The organism is Mesorhizobium bavaricum, from assembly GCF_056781655.1.
In genome coordinates, this window is record NZ_JBXAYV010000001.1 from 375,253 (window position 1) to 393,310 (window position 18,058).

Annotated in this window: 16 protein-coding genes and 1 pseudogene; 6 read left to right on the forward strand and 11 right to left on the reverse strand. The window is 58.1% G+C overall.

Features of this window, described 5'->3' with window-relative positions; translation table 11 throughout:
* Window positions 1-64: 64 nt before the first annotated feature.
* Window positions 65-235, reverse strand: coding sequence for a hypothetical protein (locus AC1RZR_RS34550; protein ID WP_481829200.1), 171 nt, complete (start codon window positions 233-235; stop codon window positions 65-67).
* Between the two features lie 1,277 nt (window positions 236-1,512).
* On the opposite strand from AC1RZR_RS34550, the gene AC1RZR_RS34555 reads away from it, so the two are divergent.
* Window positions 1,513-2,349 carry a DEAD/DEAH box helicase family protein gene (locus tag AC1RZR_RS34555; protein ID WP_481829201.1) on the forward strand — a complete coding sequence of 279 codons (837 nt, stop codon included), beginning with the start codon at window positions 1,513-1,515 and terminating at the stop codon, window positions 2,347-2,349.
* Between the two features lie 25 nt (window positions 2,350-2,374).
* A complete protein-coding gene (locus tag AC1RZR_RS34560; RefSeq protein WP_481829202.1) occupies window positions 2,375-4,051 on the forward strand; it encodes a helicase C-terminal domain-containing protein in 1,677 nt (558 codons plus the stop codon).
* 103 nt (window positions 4,052-4,154) lie between these two features.
* Here the strand turns inward: AC1RZR_RS34560 and AC1RZR_RS34565 are convergent, their stop codons facing one another.
* Both AC1RZR_RS34565 and AC1RZR_RS34570 read right to left on the reverse strand, forming a co-directional pair.
* Window positions 4,155-4,328: a hypothetical protein gene (locus AC1RZR_RS34565; protein ID WP_481829203.1), complete on the reverse strand. Its 174-nt coding sequence runs from the start codon at window positions 4,326-4,328 to the stop codon at window positions 4,155-4,157.
* A gap of 364 nt (window positions 4,329-4,692) precedes the next feature.
* The gene (locus AC1RZR_RS34570; protein WP_481829204.1) at window positions 4,693-5,706 is read right to left on the reverse strand and encodes a 1-aminocyclopropane-1-carboxylate deaminase; all 1,014 of its coding nucleotides are present in this window, start codon (window positions 5,704-5,706) and stop codon (window positions 4,693-4,695) included.
* A gap of 513 nt (window positions 5,707-6,219) precedes the next feature.
* On the opposite strand from AC1RZR_RS34570, the gene tnpA reads away from it, so the two are divergent.
* From tnpA to AC1RZR_RS34590, 4 genes are all read left to right on the forward strand, one after another.
* Complete coding sequence (tnpA, locus tag AC1RZR_RS34575) at window positions 6,220-6,558, forward strand: IS66-like element accessory protein TnpA (RefSeq protein ID WP_481826261.1); 339 nt, start codon at window positions 6,220-6,222, stop codon at window positions 6,556-6,558.
* The gene (gene tnpB / locus AC1RZR_RS34580) at window positions 6,555-6,902 is read left to right on the forward strand and encodes an IS66 family insertion sequence element accessory protein TnpB (protein WP_006201720.1); all 348 of its coding nucleotides are present in this window, start codon (window positions 6,555-6,557) and stop codon (window positions 6,900-6,902) included. The genes tnpA and tnpB overlap by 4 nt, the downstream gene beginning before the upstream one ends.
* Before the next feature lie 66 nt (window positions 6,903-6,968).
* Entirely contained in the window at window positions 6,969-8,639 is a 1,671-nt protein-coding gene (tnpC, locus tag AC1RZR_RS34585; RefSeq protein WP_481826260.1) for an IS66 family transposase, read from the forward strand.
* 1 nt (window position 8,640) lies between these two features.
* A complete protein-coding gene (locus AC1RZR_RS34590; RefSeq protein ID WP_481826259.1) occupies window positions 8,641-8,862 on the forward strand; it encodes a hypothetical protein in 222 nt (73 codons plus the stop codon).
* 956 nt (window positions 8,863-9,818) lie between these two features.
* Here AC1RZR_RS34590 and AC1RZR_RS34595 read toward each other — a convergent pair.
* From AC1RZR_RS34595 to AC1RZR_RS34630, 8 genes and pseudogenes are all read right to left on the reverse strand, one after another.
* Window positions 9,819-10,139, reverse strand: a complete 321-nt coding sequence (locus tag AC1RZR_RS34595) for an exopolysaccharide production repressor protein (protein ID WP_481829205.1) — start codon at window positions 10,137-10,139, stop codon at window positions 9,819-9,821.
* A gap of 38 nt (window positions 10,140-10,177) precedes the next feature.
* Window positions 10,178-10,495 carry a ferredoxin III, nif-specific gene (fdxB, locus tag AC1RZR_RS34600; RefSeq protein WP_202296272.1) on the reverse strand — a complete coding sequence of 106 codons (318 nt, stop codon included), beginning with the start codon at window positions 10,493-10,495 and terminating at the stop codon, window positions 10,178-10,180.
* A complete protein-coding gene (locus tag AC1RZR_RS34605; RefSeq protein ID WP_481829206.1) occupies window positions 10,492-10,695 on the reverse strand; it encodes a CCE_0567 family metalloprotein in 204 nt (67 codons plus the stop codon). The genes fdxB and AC1RZR_RS34605 overlap by 4 nt, the downstream gene beginning before the upstream one ends.
* A 25-nt stretch (window positions 10,696-10,720) precedes the next feature.
* Window positions 10,721-11,140: pseudogene (locus tag AC1RZR_RS34610) on the reverse strand (DUF269 domain-containing protein).
* Between the two features lie 780 nt (window positions 11,141-11,920).
* Window positions 11,921-12,124 (reverse strand): hypothetical protein, encoded by a 204-nt coding sequence (locus AC1RZR_RS34615; protein WP_481829207.1) that lies wholly within the window; start codon window positions 12,122-12,124, stop codon window positions 11,921-11,923.
* 112 nt (window positions 12,125-12,236) lie between these two features.
* Window positions 12,237-14,237, reverse strand: coding sequence for a class I tRNA ligase family protein (locus tag AC1RZR_RS34620; protein WP_481829208.1), 2,001 nt, complete (start codon window positions 14,235-14,237; stop codon window positions 12,237-12,239).
* Between the two features lie 328 nt (window positions 14,238-14,565).
* Window positions 14,566-15,345, reverse strand: coding sequence for a phytanoyl-CoA dioxygenase family protein (locus AC1RZR_RS34625; protein WP_481829209.1), 780 nt, complete (start codon window positions 15,343-15,345; stop codon window positions 14,566-14,568).
* Between the two features lie 763 nt (window positions 15,346-16,108).
* Window positions 16,109-17,413 carry a lysine N(6)-hydroxylase/L-ornithine N(5)-oxygenase family protein gene (locus tag AC1RZR_RS34630; protein ID WP_481829589.1) on the reverse strand — a complete coding sequence of 435 codons (1,305 nt, stop codon included), beginning with the start codon at window positions 17,411-17,413 and terminating at the stop codon, window positions 16,109-16,111.
* Between the last annotated feature and the right edge of the window lie 645 nt (window positions 17,414-18,058).

Here is an 18,058-nt window from a genome sequence, read left to right on the forward strand (position 1 = left end):
TGTAACGAGATCTACTTCGCACTTGGGCGTGTCCCTGCCCTTCTTCTGGAAGCAAAGATGCAGATCACACCAGCGAAGCGACGGCATGGACGGCGCGATAAGTATCCCCGTCTAAGTCGTCGACCACCGCAAGGATTCGGCCGCCAAATCCCTTGAGGGCTTTGACCGCCAGATGCTGCTCGCCATTTTGGGCATCGTTGATTGCAACACCCATGACGATGCAGACATCGACCAATCTGACTCCGCTCAGCCACTGAAAGAAAGATTCGGGTCAAACAGCCGTTTTCGCCAAGTGATCATATTTCCTATGAACGCATTTTGGACTGCACGGACCGTCCCAGCTCGGCGCAAAACCCTCCCAGATACTCGTCAATCGCGCTCTGCAAATGCACCCAGTAGAGCACTTTGGCGGTGCTACATCGATAATGAGCCCAGTTTTGCCTTTTTTTGAGAAGATGTCCCTCTTGTTTGGCCGCAGCGAATATCTCGGTAAAAATTGGCGGCAGCGCATCGCGTTTAGCGCTCGCCGGGCGGAGCTGGTCCGGGTTGCGAAGCCCGGCGAGCGCGGATCGTCTTGGGCGATGAGTTGATCAGGCGCGGTTCTTGGAGCGCCAGGATTCATGTCCGATTTCGATGATCTCGCAACGATGTGTGAGAGGATCGAGCAGTGCGGTCCGTTGTTCCGTCGAAGTAGCCGCGCCCGCTGTCGCGGATGAGCGCTCGGGCGATGGCAATGGCCAGATGCGACTTCCCGTTCCGGGCCACCAATCAACACGCCATTGGACAAATGCCATCAAGAGCATCTCACCGCCGGGCGGCGGCGAACAAGAAGGAGAGGAAGTGATGGAACGCAGGCTTGACGTGATCGCAGCCCTCCCTGAGGAGCGTCGGGAGCGTGTCGCTGCACGTTTCGAAGAGTTAAGGACGGAGGTCTAGAGCCTCGGCGATCTGCGCCGTGCGGCTGGCAAACCCAGGCAGAGCTTGCCTCGACCCTCAAGATCAACCAGCCCTCTGTCTCGAAGATCGAGCAACAGGCCGATATGTATATGTCGACACTTAGAGCTACGTAGAGGTCTGGGGACAACTCGACCTCATCGTCGCCTCCACATGTCAACAGGTAGGATAGGTTGGCGGCGCGAAGGCCACCGATCGATCGAACATGATCTGAAATCGACAGACAAGCGCGGGATCATACTTAGAGCTGGTTTTGCTCACGCGAGCGAAACGTACCTTGATTTGTATCTTGAAAACTTGCGCCGCATCGCCAAACGGATGGATTGGCATTGATGCCCGAGATCGCATCATACGGCATGATGGAGCGTCTGAGCTCACCTTTCCATGTCACCGCAGGAGTGGCGGATTTTATCCAGGTGCTTCGCGCAGCCGAATTAATATTCAAGCCGTTGAGATAATAAGACTACGATAGTGGATTTATTTGAGTCCGCCGTCCAACGTTGTATGGTTTTTCTCGCGCCTCACCGCTAAACTACGGCAGGGCGTGGGGGAACCATAATGATAGATTTTTCTAAGTTGTCGCGCCCAAAGGGGCTCGCCGCACCGACCGATCCAATAGAGATCTTTAAGAGAACGCCCAATTTGGGTGATGCGCCGAACGATCTGTGGAAAGGACAGGCCGAAGCTCTGACACAATGGCATTCCCACCGGGAAGCATCGGATAACGTGATCATTCTCAACACCGGCGCCCCAAAGTCGATCGTAGGTGTTTTGATTGCGCAAAGCCTTGTTAACGAGCTTATTGGGCCGGTAGTCTACGTATGCAGTACTATCGACCTCGTAAGGCAGACAGAGAGAGAATGTAATCGCGTAGGAATAAAGTATACTGCCAGAGGTGAAAGTTCATTTTCAAATGACCTGTTTGAGACTGGGAAGGCATTTTGTATCACAACGTATGCGTCTTTATTTGCTGCAATAAACGCTTTCAAAAACGAACGATCCCCTGCGGCGGTTATTTTTGATGACGCCCATGTTGCGGGGCGGCTAATACGAGACGCCTTCACTATCAATGTCTCGAAACTAGATCATCCAAGCCTATACGCGGATATCGTCAATATCGTGAGACCCGAGTTTGAGACGCTTGGCAAAGAGGCTCATCTCGGGTTCATCTTAGAGGATGTGGGCCAAACCACGGTTACTTTGTGCCCGCCCGCGACGGCTTACCGACATGCTAATGAACTGATTGAGGCTTTCAAGAAGTACGAATACAAAAAACACAGAGATCTGTTCTTCCCAGTCGTCCAGCTTTATGAGCGAATTGGTATGTGTGCAATACTCGTATCGTCGCAGTCTGTAGAGATCACCCCCCCCTTTCATACCAACCAGCAAATTTGAGTTTTTTGGCTCGAAGACAAGGCGTGTGTACCTTTCCGCAACGCTGGACTACGAAACCGATTTTGTGCGAGGTTTCGGCGTAAGAAACACGCATCGAATCGAGCCTGACAACGACGCTGGCAATGGTGAGCGCCTTATTCTGTTAGGTAGCGAACTCGCTAAACCCGACGGGCAGTTGGACTTGGTGGCCAAGCTAGCCTCAACCAAGAAGGTGCTGGTCTCTGTCCCGTCGTATCCTCGCGCAAAAAAGTGGGCCGGCTTGGCGGTACCCCCGCAACCGAAGGATTTCACGGATCAGCTCAATCAGTTCCGTCTGGCCAAAAAAGGTGTCTTTTGTCTCGTTTCACGGGTCGACGGTATCGACCTTCCCCAAGATACCTGCCGCGTCATGGTGGTGGACGGGGCACCAACAGGATCAAGCCTCCTTGAACGATATCAGTTCGCGTCGTTAGGGATGACCAATCTGTTTTCGACAAAATTTGCAAGTCGATTGACCCAGTTATTCGGCCGCATCAATCGCGGCAGAAGCGACTATGGAGCATTCGCCCTATACGGCAACGACATCACGTCTTGGATCAAGAATGACCGCAATATCGCATTACTGCCAGAGTTGCTAAGAAAGCAAGTTATCCTAGGTCAATCTATGCAAAAGGACCTTGGGCCGCTGGACTATGACGGTACCATGGAGATTATACAGAATGTCTTGGGTCGCGATAAAGGTTGGTTGGAGTTTTATCGCGACACCGTGGACGGCTTAGAAGTATCTAACGTTGTCATTGAGCGGGTAAAAGCTAGGGAGGCTCAGTTGGCGATTGGCGCGGAAGCCGAATGCCGGTTTATGTCCAAGCTTTGGGAGGGCGACATTGATGGTGCGCGCAAGCCGATATTAGATGTGTTGAATGACATTGCGGTCGCAGACGCTAAGCTCGCCGGTTGGTACTCGCTTTGGCTTGGCATGACATATGAGATTTCGGGTGACGATGATACGAGCGGAGTCCACTATCGCCGCGCGCGCTCTCGTCTATCGGCTTGGGTAAATCTTCCTTTCAAAAAGTCATTCCAACAAGGCGTCTTCACCACCGATGCAAAGACTGCACCTCACGAGCGATTGCTTTTTGTCAACAATCAAGGCCCTCAGGCACTATCTGCCTATATCGCTCGGATACGGACCCAGGTCGCTTCCGTCTTGAACGCAGACCATAGTTCAAACCAACATGAGGAGGCCGTGCGATACGTCGGGGAGCTCTTGGGATTTGACGCGACCAGACCAGACAATGAGCTAGGTGTCGGTCCAGACGTCGTCTGGTTTGACGACGAACAAAAATTTCTTATCCCGTTCGAGCTCAAGACAAAAAAGGCAGAGCCTGCGGAATATAGCAAAGACGAAGTTGGGCAATCTTTGAACCATTTGCAGTGGGTCGCCGAAAACTTCAAGGGCTACCGTTGCGACGGATTGTTCGTGCTGGGACCCGATGGCACTTGCAAGGCAAACGCTAACCCAAGCGACGATTTATATCTTTTGACTGTCAAGCGCTTTCGAGATTCACTCGGACAATTCCTAGGTCGACTTGAAGATGTCCGAGGCCGCACTGCACTTGAGCGATGGACGTTGATCAACGAAATGGGCCAGTTGCCAGAGTGGCAACTCAACGGCTGGTTCAACTTGCTGCGCGATCGAAGGTTGCGAGACATCCGCGCTTGAACAGTGAGTGCCACGCCTCAACCTATATTAGACACCCAAACTCTCTTGGTAATTCAGACCCAAGGAGAATGGTCATTCGTTGCCGATAGCGTTCCATCCCGCGTCAAACACGGTCCGCCGATGTCAACATGCGATTGATGATTTTCTGCGAGTAGTCATTAGCAACGTGGCTGAGCGCAGCAAGTTCGCAGAAGAAGACATCATCGCTGATCTCGGGACGCTCGCCCAGAGCACGGCGCTTCCGTTCAGCGGCAGTCAGGTCGAAGCGTTCCTTCATGGCCAAATTGGTCGCTTGGGAAAGGCCCGGGTTCCAGAGCCTTTCACCGTCGAGGTCGAAGTTGTTGCCAACATCGGAGGGAAGATTGAAAGGCGAGGACTTAGCCGGTTCCGCTTTCTTGCCTTTTAGCTCGGGAGGAATGGCACGCTGGAAATACCAGATGCCACGGTTGCCACGCTTTTTGAGATATTTGCCATGGCCGGGCCATTTGGCCGGATTCGATGGCGAGTCAACAAGAGGTTAGGAACGATTTAGGTTAGCTTCTAGGGCACCTGTCAGGTCAGGCGGGGAAGAAACCTTGCATTTACAAGGGATTCAAGGGTTTGGCTAAGAGAGCCATTGGTGCGGTCGAGAAACTCGAGCATCAGCCATTGCGAAAGGTGTAGCCATAACCGTTGATGGCCGGAACGCCGCCGAGATGCGCGTAAAGTATCCTCGAGCCCGCTGGAAAAAAGCCTTTTTGAACGAGGTCAATCATCCCTTGCATCGATTTGCCCTCATAGACGGGATCGGTAATCATGCCCTCGAGCCGCGCACACAGACGGATCGCCTCCTTGGTTTCCTCGGATGGAATGCCGTACCGCGGGTGCGCGTAGTCCTCGAGCAACACCACGTCATCCTCGGCAAGTTCCGATCCGAGCTCGACGAGGGTCGCCGTATGTCGGGCAATGCTAAGCACCTGCGCCTTGGTCTTGACGGGGGTAGCAGAGGCATCGATACCGATCACGTTGCGCTGCCGACCGTCCTTGGCGAATCCGACGAGCATGCCGGCATGCGTTGAACCGGTCACCGTGCAAACGACCATGTAGTCGAAGGCAAACCCAAGCTGTTCCTCCCGGGCGCGCACTTCCTCGGCGAACCCCACATAGCCGAGGCCTCCATTCGGGTGAACAGACGCCCCGGCCGGTATCGCATAGGGCCTGCCGCCCCTTGCCTTGACCTCATAGAGCGCTTTTTCCCAGCTGCGGCGGATACCGATGTCAAAGCCATCGTCGACCAGACGCACCTCTGCGCCCAAGATGCGGCTCAAGAGAATGTTGCCGACCCGGTCGTAGACGACATCCTCATGTGGAACCCAGTTCTCCTGGACCAGGAGACATTTCATGCCGATCTTGGCGGCAACGGCGGCGACCATGCGCGTGTGGTTGGACTGCACGCCGCCGATGGTGACGAGGGTATCGGCATCCGACGCGATCGCATCAGGGATGATGTATTCGAGCTTGCGCAGCTTGTTGCCGCCGAACGCCAGACCGGAGTTGCAGTCCTCGCGTTTGGCGTAGATTTCGACCTTGCCGCCCAGATGCTTGCCGAGCCGGTCGAGCTTCTCGATGGGTGTGGGTCCAAAGGTGAGCGGGTAACGCGCGAATTTTTTCAGCATATTCTCTCCGGCGATGATCATTCAGCTGAAATAGCCACGCAAAACTCGTTCCATAAGCGCTGCTTGGATTGGTCGGCTGCGCTCTTCGACCTCCCATTAGGGCCTTGGGGATTTTCAGCGCTTTCCTTGCGATTGAAACGAAGCGATCCACATGCCGGCATGCTGCGATGAGGCGACCATCGCCTAGGAAACCTACGACGACACGCGGTCGGCATCTGCGTTTTTGCCAGCTTTGCGAGCGCAGCCAGACCGCCAAACCAACAGACTTCTATAAAAACGCAGTGGCTCTTGTTTGCGATTGGACCGGCAGGAACTGCACGGTTGCCGAGCCTAATTCCGCGAGGCGATTTTTGTGGCGCTCAACGCCTCACAGAGGTTTCAGCTGCTCGATCGAAGTGCTCGTCTAGCTGATCGAAACGTACGCCTCCGGCTAAGGCCGCCTTGCGCGAGCATGGCACGGTAGCGAAGCTGCGCTCTTAAGGTCGTCCTTACGAGCGTAGTTAGCAGCACAGCATGAGCCATGTGACGTTATTGACCGGGCCGGAGCGTCGTCGTCGTTGGAGTGAAGAGGATCAGTGCCGGATACTGGCCGCGGCATTCGCGCCCGGGGCCACAGTGGCGGCGGTGGCGCGTCAGTACGATGTCGCGACCAGCCTGATCTATAAGTGGCGCCGCACGGTGAGAGCCCGCGAGACGGGCTTTGCCGAAGTTGTCGTGGTTCCCGATGAGGTGCCGGCGGCATCCCCAGCGGTGATCGAGCTGGAGATCGCTGGCAAGGTGCGGCTGCGGATTCCGCTGACCACGCCGCCGACACTGGCGGCGGCGATGGTGAAGGCGCTGGGCGTTTCATGATCCCGGTTCCGAGCCAGGTGCGGATCTGGCTGGCGGTCGGCCGGACCGATATGCGTCGCGGGATGCAAGGCCTCGCTCTGCAGGTTCAGGAGACGTTGGGCCGGGATCCGCATGCCGGCGATCTTTATGTCTTCCGCGGCCGCAGCGGCAATCTGATCAAGATTATCTGGCATGATGGGCTCGGCATGTCGCTGTATGCAAAACGGCTCGAGAAGGGCCGGTTTCTATGGCCCTCGCCGGCGGACGGTACGGTTTCCATATCACCGGCGCAGCTCGCCTACATGCTCGACGGGATCGATTGGCGCAACCCGCGTCACACGTTCCGCCCCCAGCGCGCGGGCTGAGTTTTTCTTTGAGTTTGCGCCATTTTCCGCGAGTCAGCGGACGCGTTTTATGATTCACTCCAGAGCATGGTTGCCACCGCCCTGGATGCTGTTCCGGACGATATCGGCGCGCTGAGAGCAGCGCTGACCGCGGCGCTGGCCAGAGCCGAAGACGAGGCCGCGCGCGCTGCCTTGGTCGAGGCCGAACTGGCGGTCGCCAGGGCCAAGGCATCGGATGATGCGGCGCTGATCGCACATCAGGATCTGACGATCCGCAAGCTGCAGCGGGCGCTGCATGGTCAGAGTTCTGAACGTTCCGCCCGCCTGCACGACCAGATGGAGCTCACCTTCGAGGAACTCGAGAGCACGGCGACGGAAGACGAGATCGCCGCCGAACAGGCAGCGGCCCGGACCACCGAGGTGGCGCCTTATGTGCGCAAACGACCGGCGCGCCAGCCATTTCCTGAGCACCTGCCGCGCGAACGCGTGGTCGAGGCGGCGCCGACCGCTTGCCACTGCTGCGGCGGTCATCGGCTGCGCAAGCTGGGTGAGGATATCACCGAGACGCTGGAGGTGGTGCCGCGGCAATGGAAGGTGATCCAGCACGTGCGGGAGAAGTTCACCTGCCGCGACTGCGAGGCGATCAGCCAGGCTCCGGCGCCGTTCCACGCCACCCCGCGCGGCTGGGCCGGTCCTGGCCTGCTGGCGATGATCCTGTTCGAGAAGTTCGGACAGCATCAGCCGCTCAACCGCCAGGCTGAACGCTATGCCCGCGAAGGCGTGCCGCTCAGCCTGTCGACGCTCGCCGACCAGGTCGGCGCCGGCGCCGCGGCGCTGATGCCGCTGTTCAAGCGCCTCGAAGCCCATGTGCTGGCCGCTTCACGTCTGCACGGCGACGATACGACGGTTCCGGTCCTGGCCAAGGGCAAGACCGATACCGGCCGATTATGGACTTATGTGCGCGATGACCGACCGTTCGGCGGCGCCGATCCGCCGGCGGTGGTGTTCTACTATTCCCGCGATCGCCGAGGCGAACATCCCGCAGCGCATCTCGCCGGCTGGAGCGGCATTTTGCAGGCCGATGCCTATGGCGGTTATGGCGATCTCTATGCGACGGGCCGTCAGCCGGCGCCTGTTCTGGAAGCCAGCTGCTGGGCCCACAGCCGGCGCAAAGTGTTCGAGCTGGCCGATATCGAAGCGGCGGCGCGCAAGACGGCGCGCGGCGAGAAGCCCAACCTGGTCTATCCGTTAGCGGTTGAAGCCGTGAAGCGCATCGATGCCCTGTTCGATATCGAACGCGAGATCAATGGCCTGTCGCCAGGCCAACGCCACGCCGTGCGCCAAGAGCGGAGCGCGCCGCTGGTCACCGAGCTCGAGCGCTGGATGATCGAGACGCGCGACAAGCTCTCGCGCGGACACGATCTGACCAAGGCCTTCAACTACATGCTGCGCCGCTGGTCATCCTTCACCCGGTTCCTCGGCGATGGGCGCATTTGCCTATCGAACAATGCAGCCGAGCGAGCCCTGCGCGGCATCGCTCTCGGCAGAAAGTCCTGGCTGTTCTGCGGTTCCGATCGCGGCGGACAGCGCGCTGCCGTTCTCTACAGCCTGATCGTCAGCGCCAAGTTGAATGACGTCGACCCTCAGGCCTGGCTCGCCGATGTCCTGGCGCGCATCGCAGCCCACCCAGCACAGCGGATCGATGAGCTCCTCCCTTGGAACTGGCGCCGCGAGGGCCTCGACGCCGCGGCCGCCTGATATGCACATCAATAAAGTCTGCCGCGTCACCACGATCGCCCGCGTTGCCGCGGAGCTCGGCGAAGACGAAAAATGGCTCTCGGATATCGCCGGCGAGATGGAGCCCGAAGACGGATTAATCTGGGTCTATGGTCCGGGCGACGAAGAGACGATTGCCTTCACCGACTTCGGCATCGAGCAGTTGCAGGAACTCATCGCAATCCATCGCGATCAGACCGACTGATCATTATTCCCGGTGAAGCCAAAACCTCTGCGGTGTTCACCGGATGGCTACATCGAAACGGGTGCCAATGCCCTCGAAAGGCTGGCCTCGCCGCGGCCGTAAGTCGTCGGATTGTGGTTGACGAGCGTGTCGGTCCTAGCGGTATCCAGCAACTGATTAGTAATCTGTGTCGGTGTTGCTGACGTGAACTTGCTGCTGTACTGAACGCGAGTCGTCTGAAAGGCATGCCCGGCAGAGACGGAGCTCCCTGCCGGGCCGGGTTCGCCTTGGGAGGTGGCGTAAGCTAGCGACTTTCGTGGCGGTGGGACCGCTCAATCCGTGCGTTTTGCGCAATAACAAGCATGTACCGTGCCAAGCCAAAAAGCATTTAAAAAACACCCAAGAGTCAGCTTCCTCTACGTTGCATACCCGACATTGTGGGTTATCGGACAATGCCGAACGTGCCTCTCGGCATCGACCTACGCCTGAACCCGAGCGCACCCGCAAGGCCGTTCGCTCCATTCGACCTGGCGAATGGTGGTGACCGGGTTTTAGCTCCTAATTGTTCGCCGGCTGAGGGACAAGGCGGATGTCGCTTTTAGAAGAGGAACTGTCGGTACCTTCAATTCAAGAGGGCGCGCCACGAGAGACGGCGCCGCGAATGCGGTCGCGCAGATGATCGCGAGAGTCAACATATCCGGCAGACGGGCAAAACCGCAGCCTGATCAGTGTCCACCCCTAGGGGCGCACTCTAACCGGGGGTCAAAATTGGACGCCGATTCCCCGCCTCAGGTCTCAAAATTGGATGCCGAAACACCGGGCCGTCATCGGCGATTCCGACGGAGAACCGAAACTGCATTCCCCTGGTGTTAGAACGATGAGAATGCCGTCGCCTTCGACCTTACCAGGGAACCATGGCCTGAATAATCAAACTTGAACAAAGGGATGAATCTGAGCTCTGATCTTGTTACGGCGCCTCAAGGGAGGAGCAGCGATATGCCGAGGGTTTGATTGCGCTGGGGCACATCTTGAGTTTCATTCCTATGCTCATCGTCGCGCGACGGGTGCCGAACTTCCTGGGACCTATCGAAAAGCTCAGCCCCTTGCCCGGCTTTGCCAGCGCAGCTCGATCGCCAAATCAGAAAGAGCACGCTTGCGAAATAGCCCAGCTGAAGAAGTAGCGAACAGCCCAGCGTCGTGACGACTGCTAGACGGAACGAATGCGAGGCGAAGTAAACCGTCACAGCGTTGCCGCACAGGACCAGCCCGAGAAGCCGACAAAATGTGATGAAGCGCAATGCCGTACTCCTGATTTTGTTTCGTCAAATCATGCAGCTCATGCTGCGATCTGGTCGGCCGCGAGATGGGTCTGGCAGTTCTTTGGGCAGACGCGGCCGCATGCTCCGCAGCCAATGCAGCGGCCGGCATGGTCAACGACCATGATCATACGATTGAGCTCACCGTCGAAATCGTCGTCATCGGCGTCGCAGGCGCCGAGGATTTCACCCGCGTCATCGACGCCGTAAAGATGCATGACCTCGCGCGAGCAGACTTTGAAGCAGCGGCCGCAGCCGATACAGATCTTGCCATCGATAGCGATCAGATATTCCGGCACCCATATGGAGCCGTCGCGGCTGATGAATTTGCTCCTCATCGCAAAGTCTTCATTTTGGCAAGCTCTCTCCAGGCACCATCCAACTCGGCATAAACGGCATGCGTTTTCTCGGCGACTTCCTCTATCTCAATCCATTTGACCGGGAGACCCTCGGCAAGGTCGCGCAAGGTCGTCTTGGCAATTGCCGCGCGCAGTTGAAGCCTTCGGACTTTCTTCGCCATCTCATCCAGGTTTGACATGATCCTTCCTCGAAAATGGGTTTCTTCACGCCCGCGCCACGTCGGGATAGGCAATAGCTGCAGTCACATCGCCGACCAGTTTCGCGCCGGTATCCGCGAGTTTCCGGAGAGTCTCGAAGCCGAACCGGTAGACGTCTCGACAGACGTTTGATTTCTGTTGTTGACAATGTCATCACGCCTGAGCGCTCCTCGATCGCCAGCTCCGCTACGGTCTAAAACATGTCGAGCCTCCACAGCACGTCCGGATCCGGATTGCCAATGAGTGGATATTCCGGCGCAGTTCCTCAGTGATAATGAAATCGGCCAGCAGCCCGGTGTCCGATTTCCGTTGGCATGAGCCGTGGAAATCCTGAGCACGGATCAGCCGCAGGAGGCATTTGACGAACGGGCGGGAAAGGGCCTCGCCATCCTTGTTGACGGCAGGGCCAAGCGCTGCGTGAGACATTTCGTTTCCTCAATTTCAGGTCTCGTCCTCAACGGAGGATTTCTGCTTTCGGTTATGCCGGCTTCGGGCTCGCTTACGGAGCCGACGTCCGGCCTCGCCAGGCCGATTCCACGTAAATGCTGCCCCTGTGGCCGACCTTGAACAGGTCCTGGACTGTGACGTCTTCAACGACGGGCCAAATTCGCGTCGAATATCGCCGCCGAGGCTATTCGGTTGGAAGTCTAAGGTCCGAGCCCTGAGCTGGAGCAAACCGCCGACCCTGTGCTCCATGGACACAGTTACTGCGGGCGCGCCGCAGAAAATGGGCGAATTGACCAGGGTTCCATTCCACTTGTCATGCCGACACCTTGCCGGGCTGAAAGTTCGTGAGAGGTTAGCCACGCCGCTAGTCGTCCACTTTGATCAGAGGAGCCGGGGACTCTCTACGCAACATGTTGTTCTCCATTCCCACACCTTTCCTGACGTTTATGCGCGAGCTGGTTCTTCTCTCAGAACGGAACACACCGGGTAGGAGACCATCAAAGTCTTGCGTGTTCTCATGCGATCAGCCCTCACTCAGTATTGCCGATCTCAACCAGCAAACGTCATGCCAGCGCTTTGCCCGCAGTAAATGCATGATTCTGCCTCGAAACCTCCAAGCCCAAGACGGCCGGTTGTTTTGAACCCGACATGTCTTCTGCCGCTGTCAGCTTTTGGACACGCATCATGCGTCAGACGCTTGAGGGCGAGAGCGGCTTGGCTGTCTGCCCTGCGGCAATGTTGGCGTCGGCTCATCTAGCATCATTCGCCGCCGGCGAAGCGCGGGCGCGCACAGCTAGGCCGACCCAGCGCCCCGAACCGCATGATCTTTTTGATCGGCCGGCCATAGGTCGGAAATTCCGCGATTCCGAAAAAGTTGGTCAGCGCAGCCCGAAAGCTGTCAACCGAGCAATCCTCCAAGGCGCAGGCCAGCGTCTCGACGATTTGTTGGTTAAGGCCGGCCATTGTTTGTGTCTAGGGTCTGGGAGTGGCCTTCGGCAGCCAGCGGTAGCGAGTAAAGGTTCGGCATCATCGACTTTGATTGCCGCCCAAATCTGGTCGAAATCACGATAGGCTATTATGCCTCCTCCTCATTGAGAACAGGAATGTCTGCTCTGGCGTAGAAGCCTAGCACGGGTCCGAGATCAAAGGTCGTTCCTGGCGCAAGGCGCCGGACGGACGTGGGCCATGTTTCGGTCGAGACGCCATCGATACCTCGCGCCAGCGTGCTGGCGAATCGGGGCATCAGCGGTGCGAGTGTCTGCGCCAGGATCGCAGCGGCCGTCGTCCGAAGGGCCAGCGAAGTGCGGGTGCGGACGGGATAGAGACGTCGCGCCGCTTCATAGTCTTGCGCCTGTCGGTAGACTACACATTCGCTCACGAAATCGCAGGCCTGCGCGGCCGCGCGCCGGACCGAGAAGCCATCGTCCGAATAGGCGCGTTCCATCGCCGCGCGATGGATCTCTATCCGAGCAAAGAAAGCGCGATCGTCAGGAGCCCAGTCGCCTGCGTCGGGCACACAGCCGCCAAAGTCCTGCTTGATTTCCCGATGCAGCGCATCAAGCCAATTCAGCCAGATCCCTTGGAACACCTCGTTCTCGGTGCGGCGTAGCGCGTTCAGCGTGAAGTTCGTTCGCTCACCTTCCGGGCGCGTCAGGCCCAAATGAAGACGGACGACATCGACTGTCTTTGGGCGCAGAACCTCCTTGCCCCAGACCGCGTGGCCGCGGCTGGTCGAGAACTTCTGGCCGTCGAGCAGGTAGAACTCGTTCACATGATACCGGATGCGCGGGGTCCAGTGGGAGAAGACCTCAGCATAAAGCGCCGGATAAAGCAGGACGTGATAGAAGGAATTATCGAAGCCGAAGAAATGGACAATCTGCCAGTCATTGCCGGGCAGGGCCGCGTTCCAGTCTCGACCGAGCGATGTAGCTAGCGCCTGGATGTTGTAAAGAAAACCAAACGCCATCTCTGGCCAGACCCAGATCACCTGCCCCGGGAGCCCCTCGGCCGGCACGCCCCAGTCCGAGGGGTGGGTGATGGGCACGGAAAAGTCGCCACGTTGGCGTAGACGCGCGAAGAGGTCCATGATCCGAACGGGGGCGCCCGACGCCCTTAAATGCCGGTCGATATTGTCGTAGCACCGTTCCAGCGCAAGTTCGGGACGGCGCACGGAGCCGACCACCGGTGCCTCGGCCGAGTGCCGCGACCGGACTGCATCTAGGTCGTGGCATAGGTTCGGTGCGCCGCATTCCTCGCAGATGTTGCCACCAGCGGAGCTGCCGCAATCGGGGCAGAGGCCCCTTACATCCGGCTCGTAAAGGTAGTCGCCTGTCACTGCATCGAAGAGCGCAGGGCTCCGGCGCAGATCTACCGCCGTGCTGCTCAGAAGACTACGGAAACACGCGGCTTGAAACTCTGCATAAGCGCTATCGCCCAAAGTCGAGAGGAAGCTGTGGACCTTACAGTCGAGAAGCGCAAGCGTGGCTCGAATCTCATGGGCGTAGTGGCGCGCCACCTTTGCGGGCGTCGATTGCTCGGCATCGGCACGCGTGGCCACGTAGCTCTGGTAATCGTCGCTTCCAGTCAGGTGATAGGCTTCGACCCCTTTCATGCGCAGGAAACGCGTGTAGACATCGGCGCCAAGATAAGGGCCAGAAAGATGCCCCAGATGCAGATCGCCATTAGGCGTCGGCGGCGTGGAGAAGACGAAGATCGGCCCGCGGGGAATCGCGACTTGTGCAGCAGCTTCGAGGGCGGCCTTGCCGTCGCGCCAGTAGACATCGACGAAGTTTAGGTTTTCGACCCCATCGTTGTGCAGCACATGCGCTTCAAAAGGATGGAACAGAACGACATCGCCGGCTGCGACCGAGATTTCCCCAAGGTCGGTCCTGACCTTGCCCGCTCCGGACAGGACCACGAAGGCCTCGATTTCGTCGTGCCGATGGGGCTCGGATGTGACGCCTGGTGCCACCTTGCCAAATGAAAACCCGGTGCCCGCGCTTCCCGTCCCAAGCGTAGCCATGTCGATGCCGAACGCCCGCGACAGCTCCGTTCGAGAAAACGTGGATTTGCGCATGACGAACCTCAGCTGTTGAAGCAGTGGTATCTTCGGCTGCCAACGCAACAGGCTCTGCTGCAAGTTGCGAAGAGAGGCGGTAGCCCGACACGTTGGCCGGCTCCGTCAGAATAATCCGGCTCTGGGCCCAGGCCGGGGACGACGGGCGGCAGCGGAGCCTTAGGCGTTACAGAAGACTGCCCGGCGACACCTGAACGATCGACATAACGAAGTGTCGTAACGGACTGCGGGCGAGGTCCAGCAGCCGGCAATCAGAACGCCATGCTCTGCGCGCATTTTTTAGCGGTAGATCAGTTTCGTATGCATGGCCTCGCCTGGTTCCGTGAGCTCAATCGCGATAGAAAATGCCGTTTGGGAGCTTGAGGTTGTCGAGATCAGCCACTTTGCCCTCTGGCGGATTAAGGGCGCGCTTAAGCACGTTATATTCAGCGCGGGTCGGTCCACCGGTTGAAGCACGCTGGAACACCAAGTAGAGCGTCCGCCGCGAACGATTGCTTTTATTCGGCTTCGAGTAATGCGGTGCATAATCGTCGAAGATGAAGATGTCGCCAGCCTTCCATACTATGGGTTCCCAGGAGAATGTTTCGGCGACCTCAGGATCAATCACCCCGCCGGCATCCATGGGAAATACCCCCTTCTTGTGGTTGCCGGGGCTGAAGAAAAGGCCACCATTGTCCGGGTCGGAATCGTCAATGCCTATGGCAACGATCGCATGGACCATCCGGTCGGGCAGCCGGTGTGGAATGTGATAAATGTCCTGATGCGGGCGATAACCGCCGCTATCGGGATAGTGGAATATCAGCAACTCCTTGAGTCTGCGCGAATCTTCGCCAAGCAAATCCTCGACCGCAGAGTTTATGCGCTGATCTTCTAGGAGGAGAAGACGCAATGGGTCATGGAAGTCCAGAAAATTCTCGGCCTTAGAGGTGATCTTTCGATCACCAGTCGTCTTCTCGAACCACATGAGCCATTTATCATCGCTAACATCCCAGCGTGATACGTCTTCAACAAAGCTTGAAATCCGTTCCACAGCCGCGGGATCGAAGAACCTTTCGAGCCTGATGTATCCGTCTTTCTGCCACTTTTCTCTTTGTGCATCAGTCAACATGCGAAAGGCCTCCTGTTGGAAAAAATGGTTGGTCGAACATTCCGGTTAGAAGCAGTCGGGCGCTGGCCACGGTGTGGCCCACGGAGACGATACTCCACGGCATGTGGGCGGCGACGCTAGGTGCATTCCGCTCCGGCTGGATTTCAAGGCTGTTTTGTCCCTCCTCAATGGAGCGATTGTCCAGGCTCGTAAAGATTTGTCGATCCGGTACGTCTTTATAGGAGTCACGGCCGAGCATGCTGTTGATGGTGCGACTGCCCGATAAGGCGACCTTTCGTGCAGCTTGACGCGAAGCGAGCCGTGGGCCACGCGAATGTTTACGACAAGTTTCCGTTCCGGTCGGCCGATCAGGGAGGGCACCTCGGCGGCATGAGTCCATCGATCTCCAAGAACGGATACTATCCGCGGAGAGTTCAGCGCTGGACTGGCCATCCCAGGCCAAGCCGGGCTCAGGGCTTCCCTAAGCTTGTCCCGATCATTTACCTCACCCGGCCCAGCCACCACACGCATCGCTACGAGCCGGAAGCCTCCGCCGACGGCCGACGCAGCCATGGCCGCCAGGGCCACTGCGCACTTTCGAGTGAACGACCTGGTACGGTTTCGACGACCGTGGGGCAAATCCTCGCCCGCAGAACAAAGCGATGCGCCCATAGGTCCAAGAGCATGTTCAGTCCCGATGAGTTCGCAGAGGGCTCCGGCCGTCGCCGCAGCGGAGGCGGATAAAATTCCTTGGATGCACCGCCGATGATCAGTAGTCGCTGAGTCATATCCCGCTGCCCATTTCTTCGGCTACCGGGTCGGGCCAGCTCTCGACGGTGGTACGGCTGATAAAGCCAGGATGCTCAGGCTTCGCGCACGGCGCGCGCTGTAGAAGGCTGTCAAGAATGCGGCGAGCTCGCCAGGCCAGCAGGCTTAGGTTTGGATCGGCCAGCCCGCGCTGCCCGGGATTGGCGTTCTGTACGAAGATGCGTCTGTCACGCGGTCCGTCCCAGCACACCGAAAAATCCTCGTTGATGACCAACTCATTGTCGGTCTGTTGCAGCCGATCCGCCATCGGTTCCAAAAAGCTTGGCACGGCGTTCTCGTAACCGGTGGCCAGGATGACGATGTCGGCCGTGACTTCTTCGACGTCGCCCAAGCCGCGCTGCAGCGTCAAGTTATGACCCGCGCCGGCGTTAATGCAGCGCGAAACGTTGCAGCCCGGCCGCAGTGCGATGTCACATAGGTCTGGCTCAAGAAATTCGTGGCGATACAGCGCCTGGTAGACGGCGCGCAAAGTGCGATCCGAAATACCATCCGAGGCGAGCATGAAACGCCGCAGGAACAGCTTGCGCTGCGGCTCGCTCATTGCCGCGAAACGATCCGAAAAACAGGGCATGAACAACTCGTTTGTGAACGGGCTGTTGTCGAGGGGCAGGTAGTTTTCGCGCTGCGAGACCCAGGTGATCGAGGCAGGCCGCCGTTCTCTTGGCCCACCGACCAAATGCAACAGCACCTCGGCTCCCGACTGGCCTCCACCAACGATGCAAACATGTTTATGGCGCACCTCAGGATGGATGTGCAGCAAATCGCATGAATGGAACAGGTTGCGTCCGATCCAGCCCTGAAATTGAGGTGGAATCCGCGCTTGCTTACCGATGCCGACCACTAGGTCTCTGGCACTGAGAACTGCATCGTCCGTCCGCACCCGAAACTCGCCATCATAGCGTATTTCGCGGACGGTCTCGCCGCCGCGCACAAGTGGGTTTCTGCGGAACGCCCAGTTCAGGTATTGTTCGAACTCAGCCCTGAGCACAGCATCGAACTGTGCATTCAGAAAGTGGTATAGACGCCCGTTCTCGTGCAGGTAGTTTATGAACGTGTAGGCGGATCGCGGATTCACCAGCGTGACCAGATCCTTGATGTGGCTGACCTGGAGTTCTGAGGACTCGAATGCGCTGCCTGGATGCCAGCGGAAGTTGACTTGCCGATCCAAGAACAGTGCCCCGTGCCCAACCTGCTCATGGATCTGACACGCGAGGCTCAAATTGGACGGGCCAGCACCGATCCCAATGCAAGAGAGCTCCAGGTGCCTTGCTCCTGCTGACGCCTCCCAATTAGGCGCTGTACGCGGCGAATGTCGGCCATAGCCGGTCGGCTTGCCCTCCCCGCACGCATCATCGACACCACAGGACTTGCAACAGTTTGTCCGCGCGTTCGTAGTATCGGGTGTGACGCCCGCGGATGCCGGCTCCGTGATGAGATCGGCACTCATGCCGACGACATGTTGCGCGTGGCTGGCATCAAGACTCCCGCCTCGATGACCCGGAGTGGTCAGTGACATGCTTTCGCAGCCTATCCCTCATTGCAATTTGGGCTCGGTTGCCCGCCTCGACCGTGATGAGCCGACCTTCGGCCTGCTTGGCGACCAGCGAGGGCACGGTCATGAGCGCGGCGACAGCATTTTTCCGTGGGTTTGATCATAGAAGACATCCGCTGCTGCGTTCGGGAGATCCCCTGCATCGAACGTGCCAGAGCAAAACATCAGCAAAGCAACGGAAGGCAGGTTTGCGATCCTGTCAACTATCCGACATTGAGGCCGAAACCTTGCACCGGCGCCGATTTTTGCACGTAATCGTACTTTTCGACTTCATAGCGTTGCGGGCGCTCTTGGCACTTTCCACGCGGCCGTCATCGAGGAATTGCCTCGGCGCCGAGGGTCGATCCCTGAAAA

Coding starts and splice junctions, on each gene's coding strand:
- AC1RZR_RS34590 (WP_481826259.1), top strand. CDS start 8,641: ATGCACATCAATAAAGTCTGCCGCGTCACCACGATCGCCCGCGTTGCC.
- AC1RZR_RS34615 (WP_481829207.1), bottom strand. CDS start 12,124: ATGGCCGGCCTTAACCAACAAATCGTCGAGACGCTGGCCTGCGCCTTG.
- tnpB (WP_006201720.1), top strand. CDS start 6,555: ATGATCCCGGTTCCGAGCCAGGTGCGGATCTGGCTGGCGGTCGGCCGG.
- AC1RZR_RS34620 (WP_481829208.1), bottom strand. CDS start 14,237: ATGCGCAAATCCACGTTTTCTCGAACGGAGCTGTCGCGGGCGTTCGGC.
- tnpC (WP_481826260.1), top strand. CDS start 6,969: ATGGTTGCCACCGCCCTGGATGCTGTTCCGGACGATATCGGCGCGCTG.
- AC1RZR_RS34555 (WP_481829201.1), top strand. CDS start 1,513: ATGATAGATTTTTCTAAGTTGTCGCGCCCAAAGGGGCTCGCCGCACCG.
- tnpA (WP_481826261.1), top strand. CDS start 6,220: ATGAGCCATGTGACGTTATTGACCGGGCCGGAGCGTCGTCGTCGTTGG.
- AC1RZR_RS34565 (WP_481829203.1), bottom strand. CDS start 4,328: ATGAAGGAACGCTTCGACCTGACTGCCGCTGAACGGAAGCGCCGTGCT.
- AC1RZR_RS34625 (WP_481829209.1), bottom strand. CDS start 15,345: ATGTTGACTGATGCACAAAGAGAAAAGTGGCAGAAAGACGGATACATC.
- fdxB (WP_202296272.1), bottom strand. CDS start 10,495: ATGAGGAGCAAATTCATCAGCCGCGACGGCTCCATATGGGTGCCGGAA.
- AC1RZR_RS34570 (WP_481829204.1), bottom strand. CDS start 5,706: ATGCTGAAAAAATTCGCGCGTTACCCGCTCACCTTTGGACCCACACCC.
- AC1RZR_RS34605 (WP_481829206.1), bottom strand. CDS start 10,695: ATGTCAAACCTGGATGAGATGGCGAAGAAAGTCCGAAGGCTTCAACTG.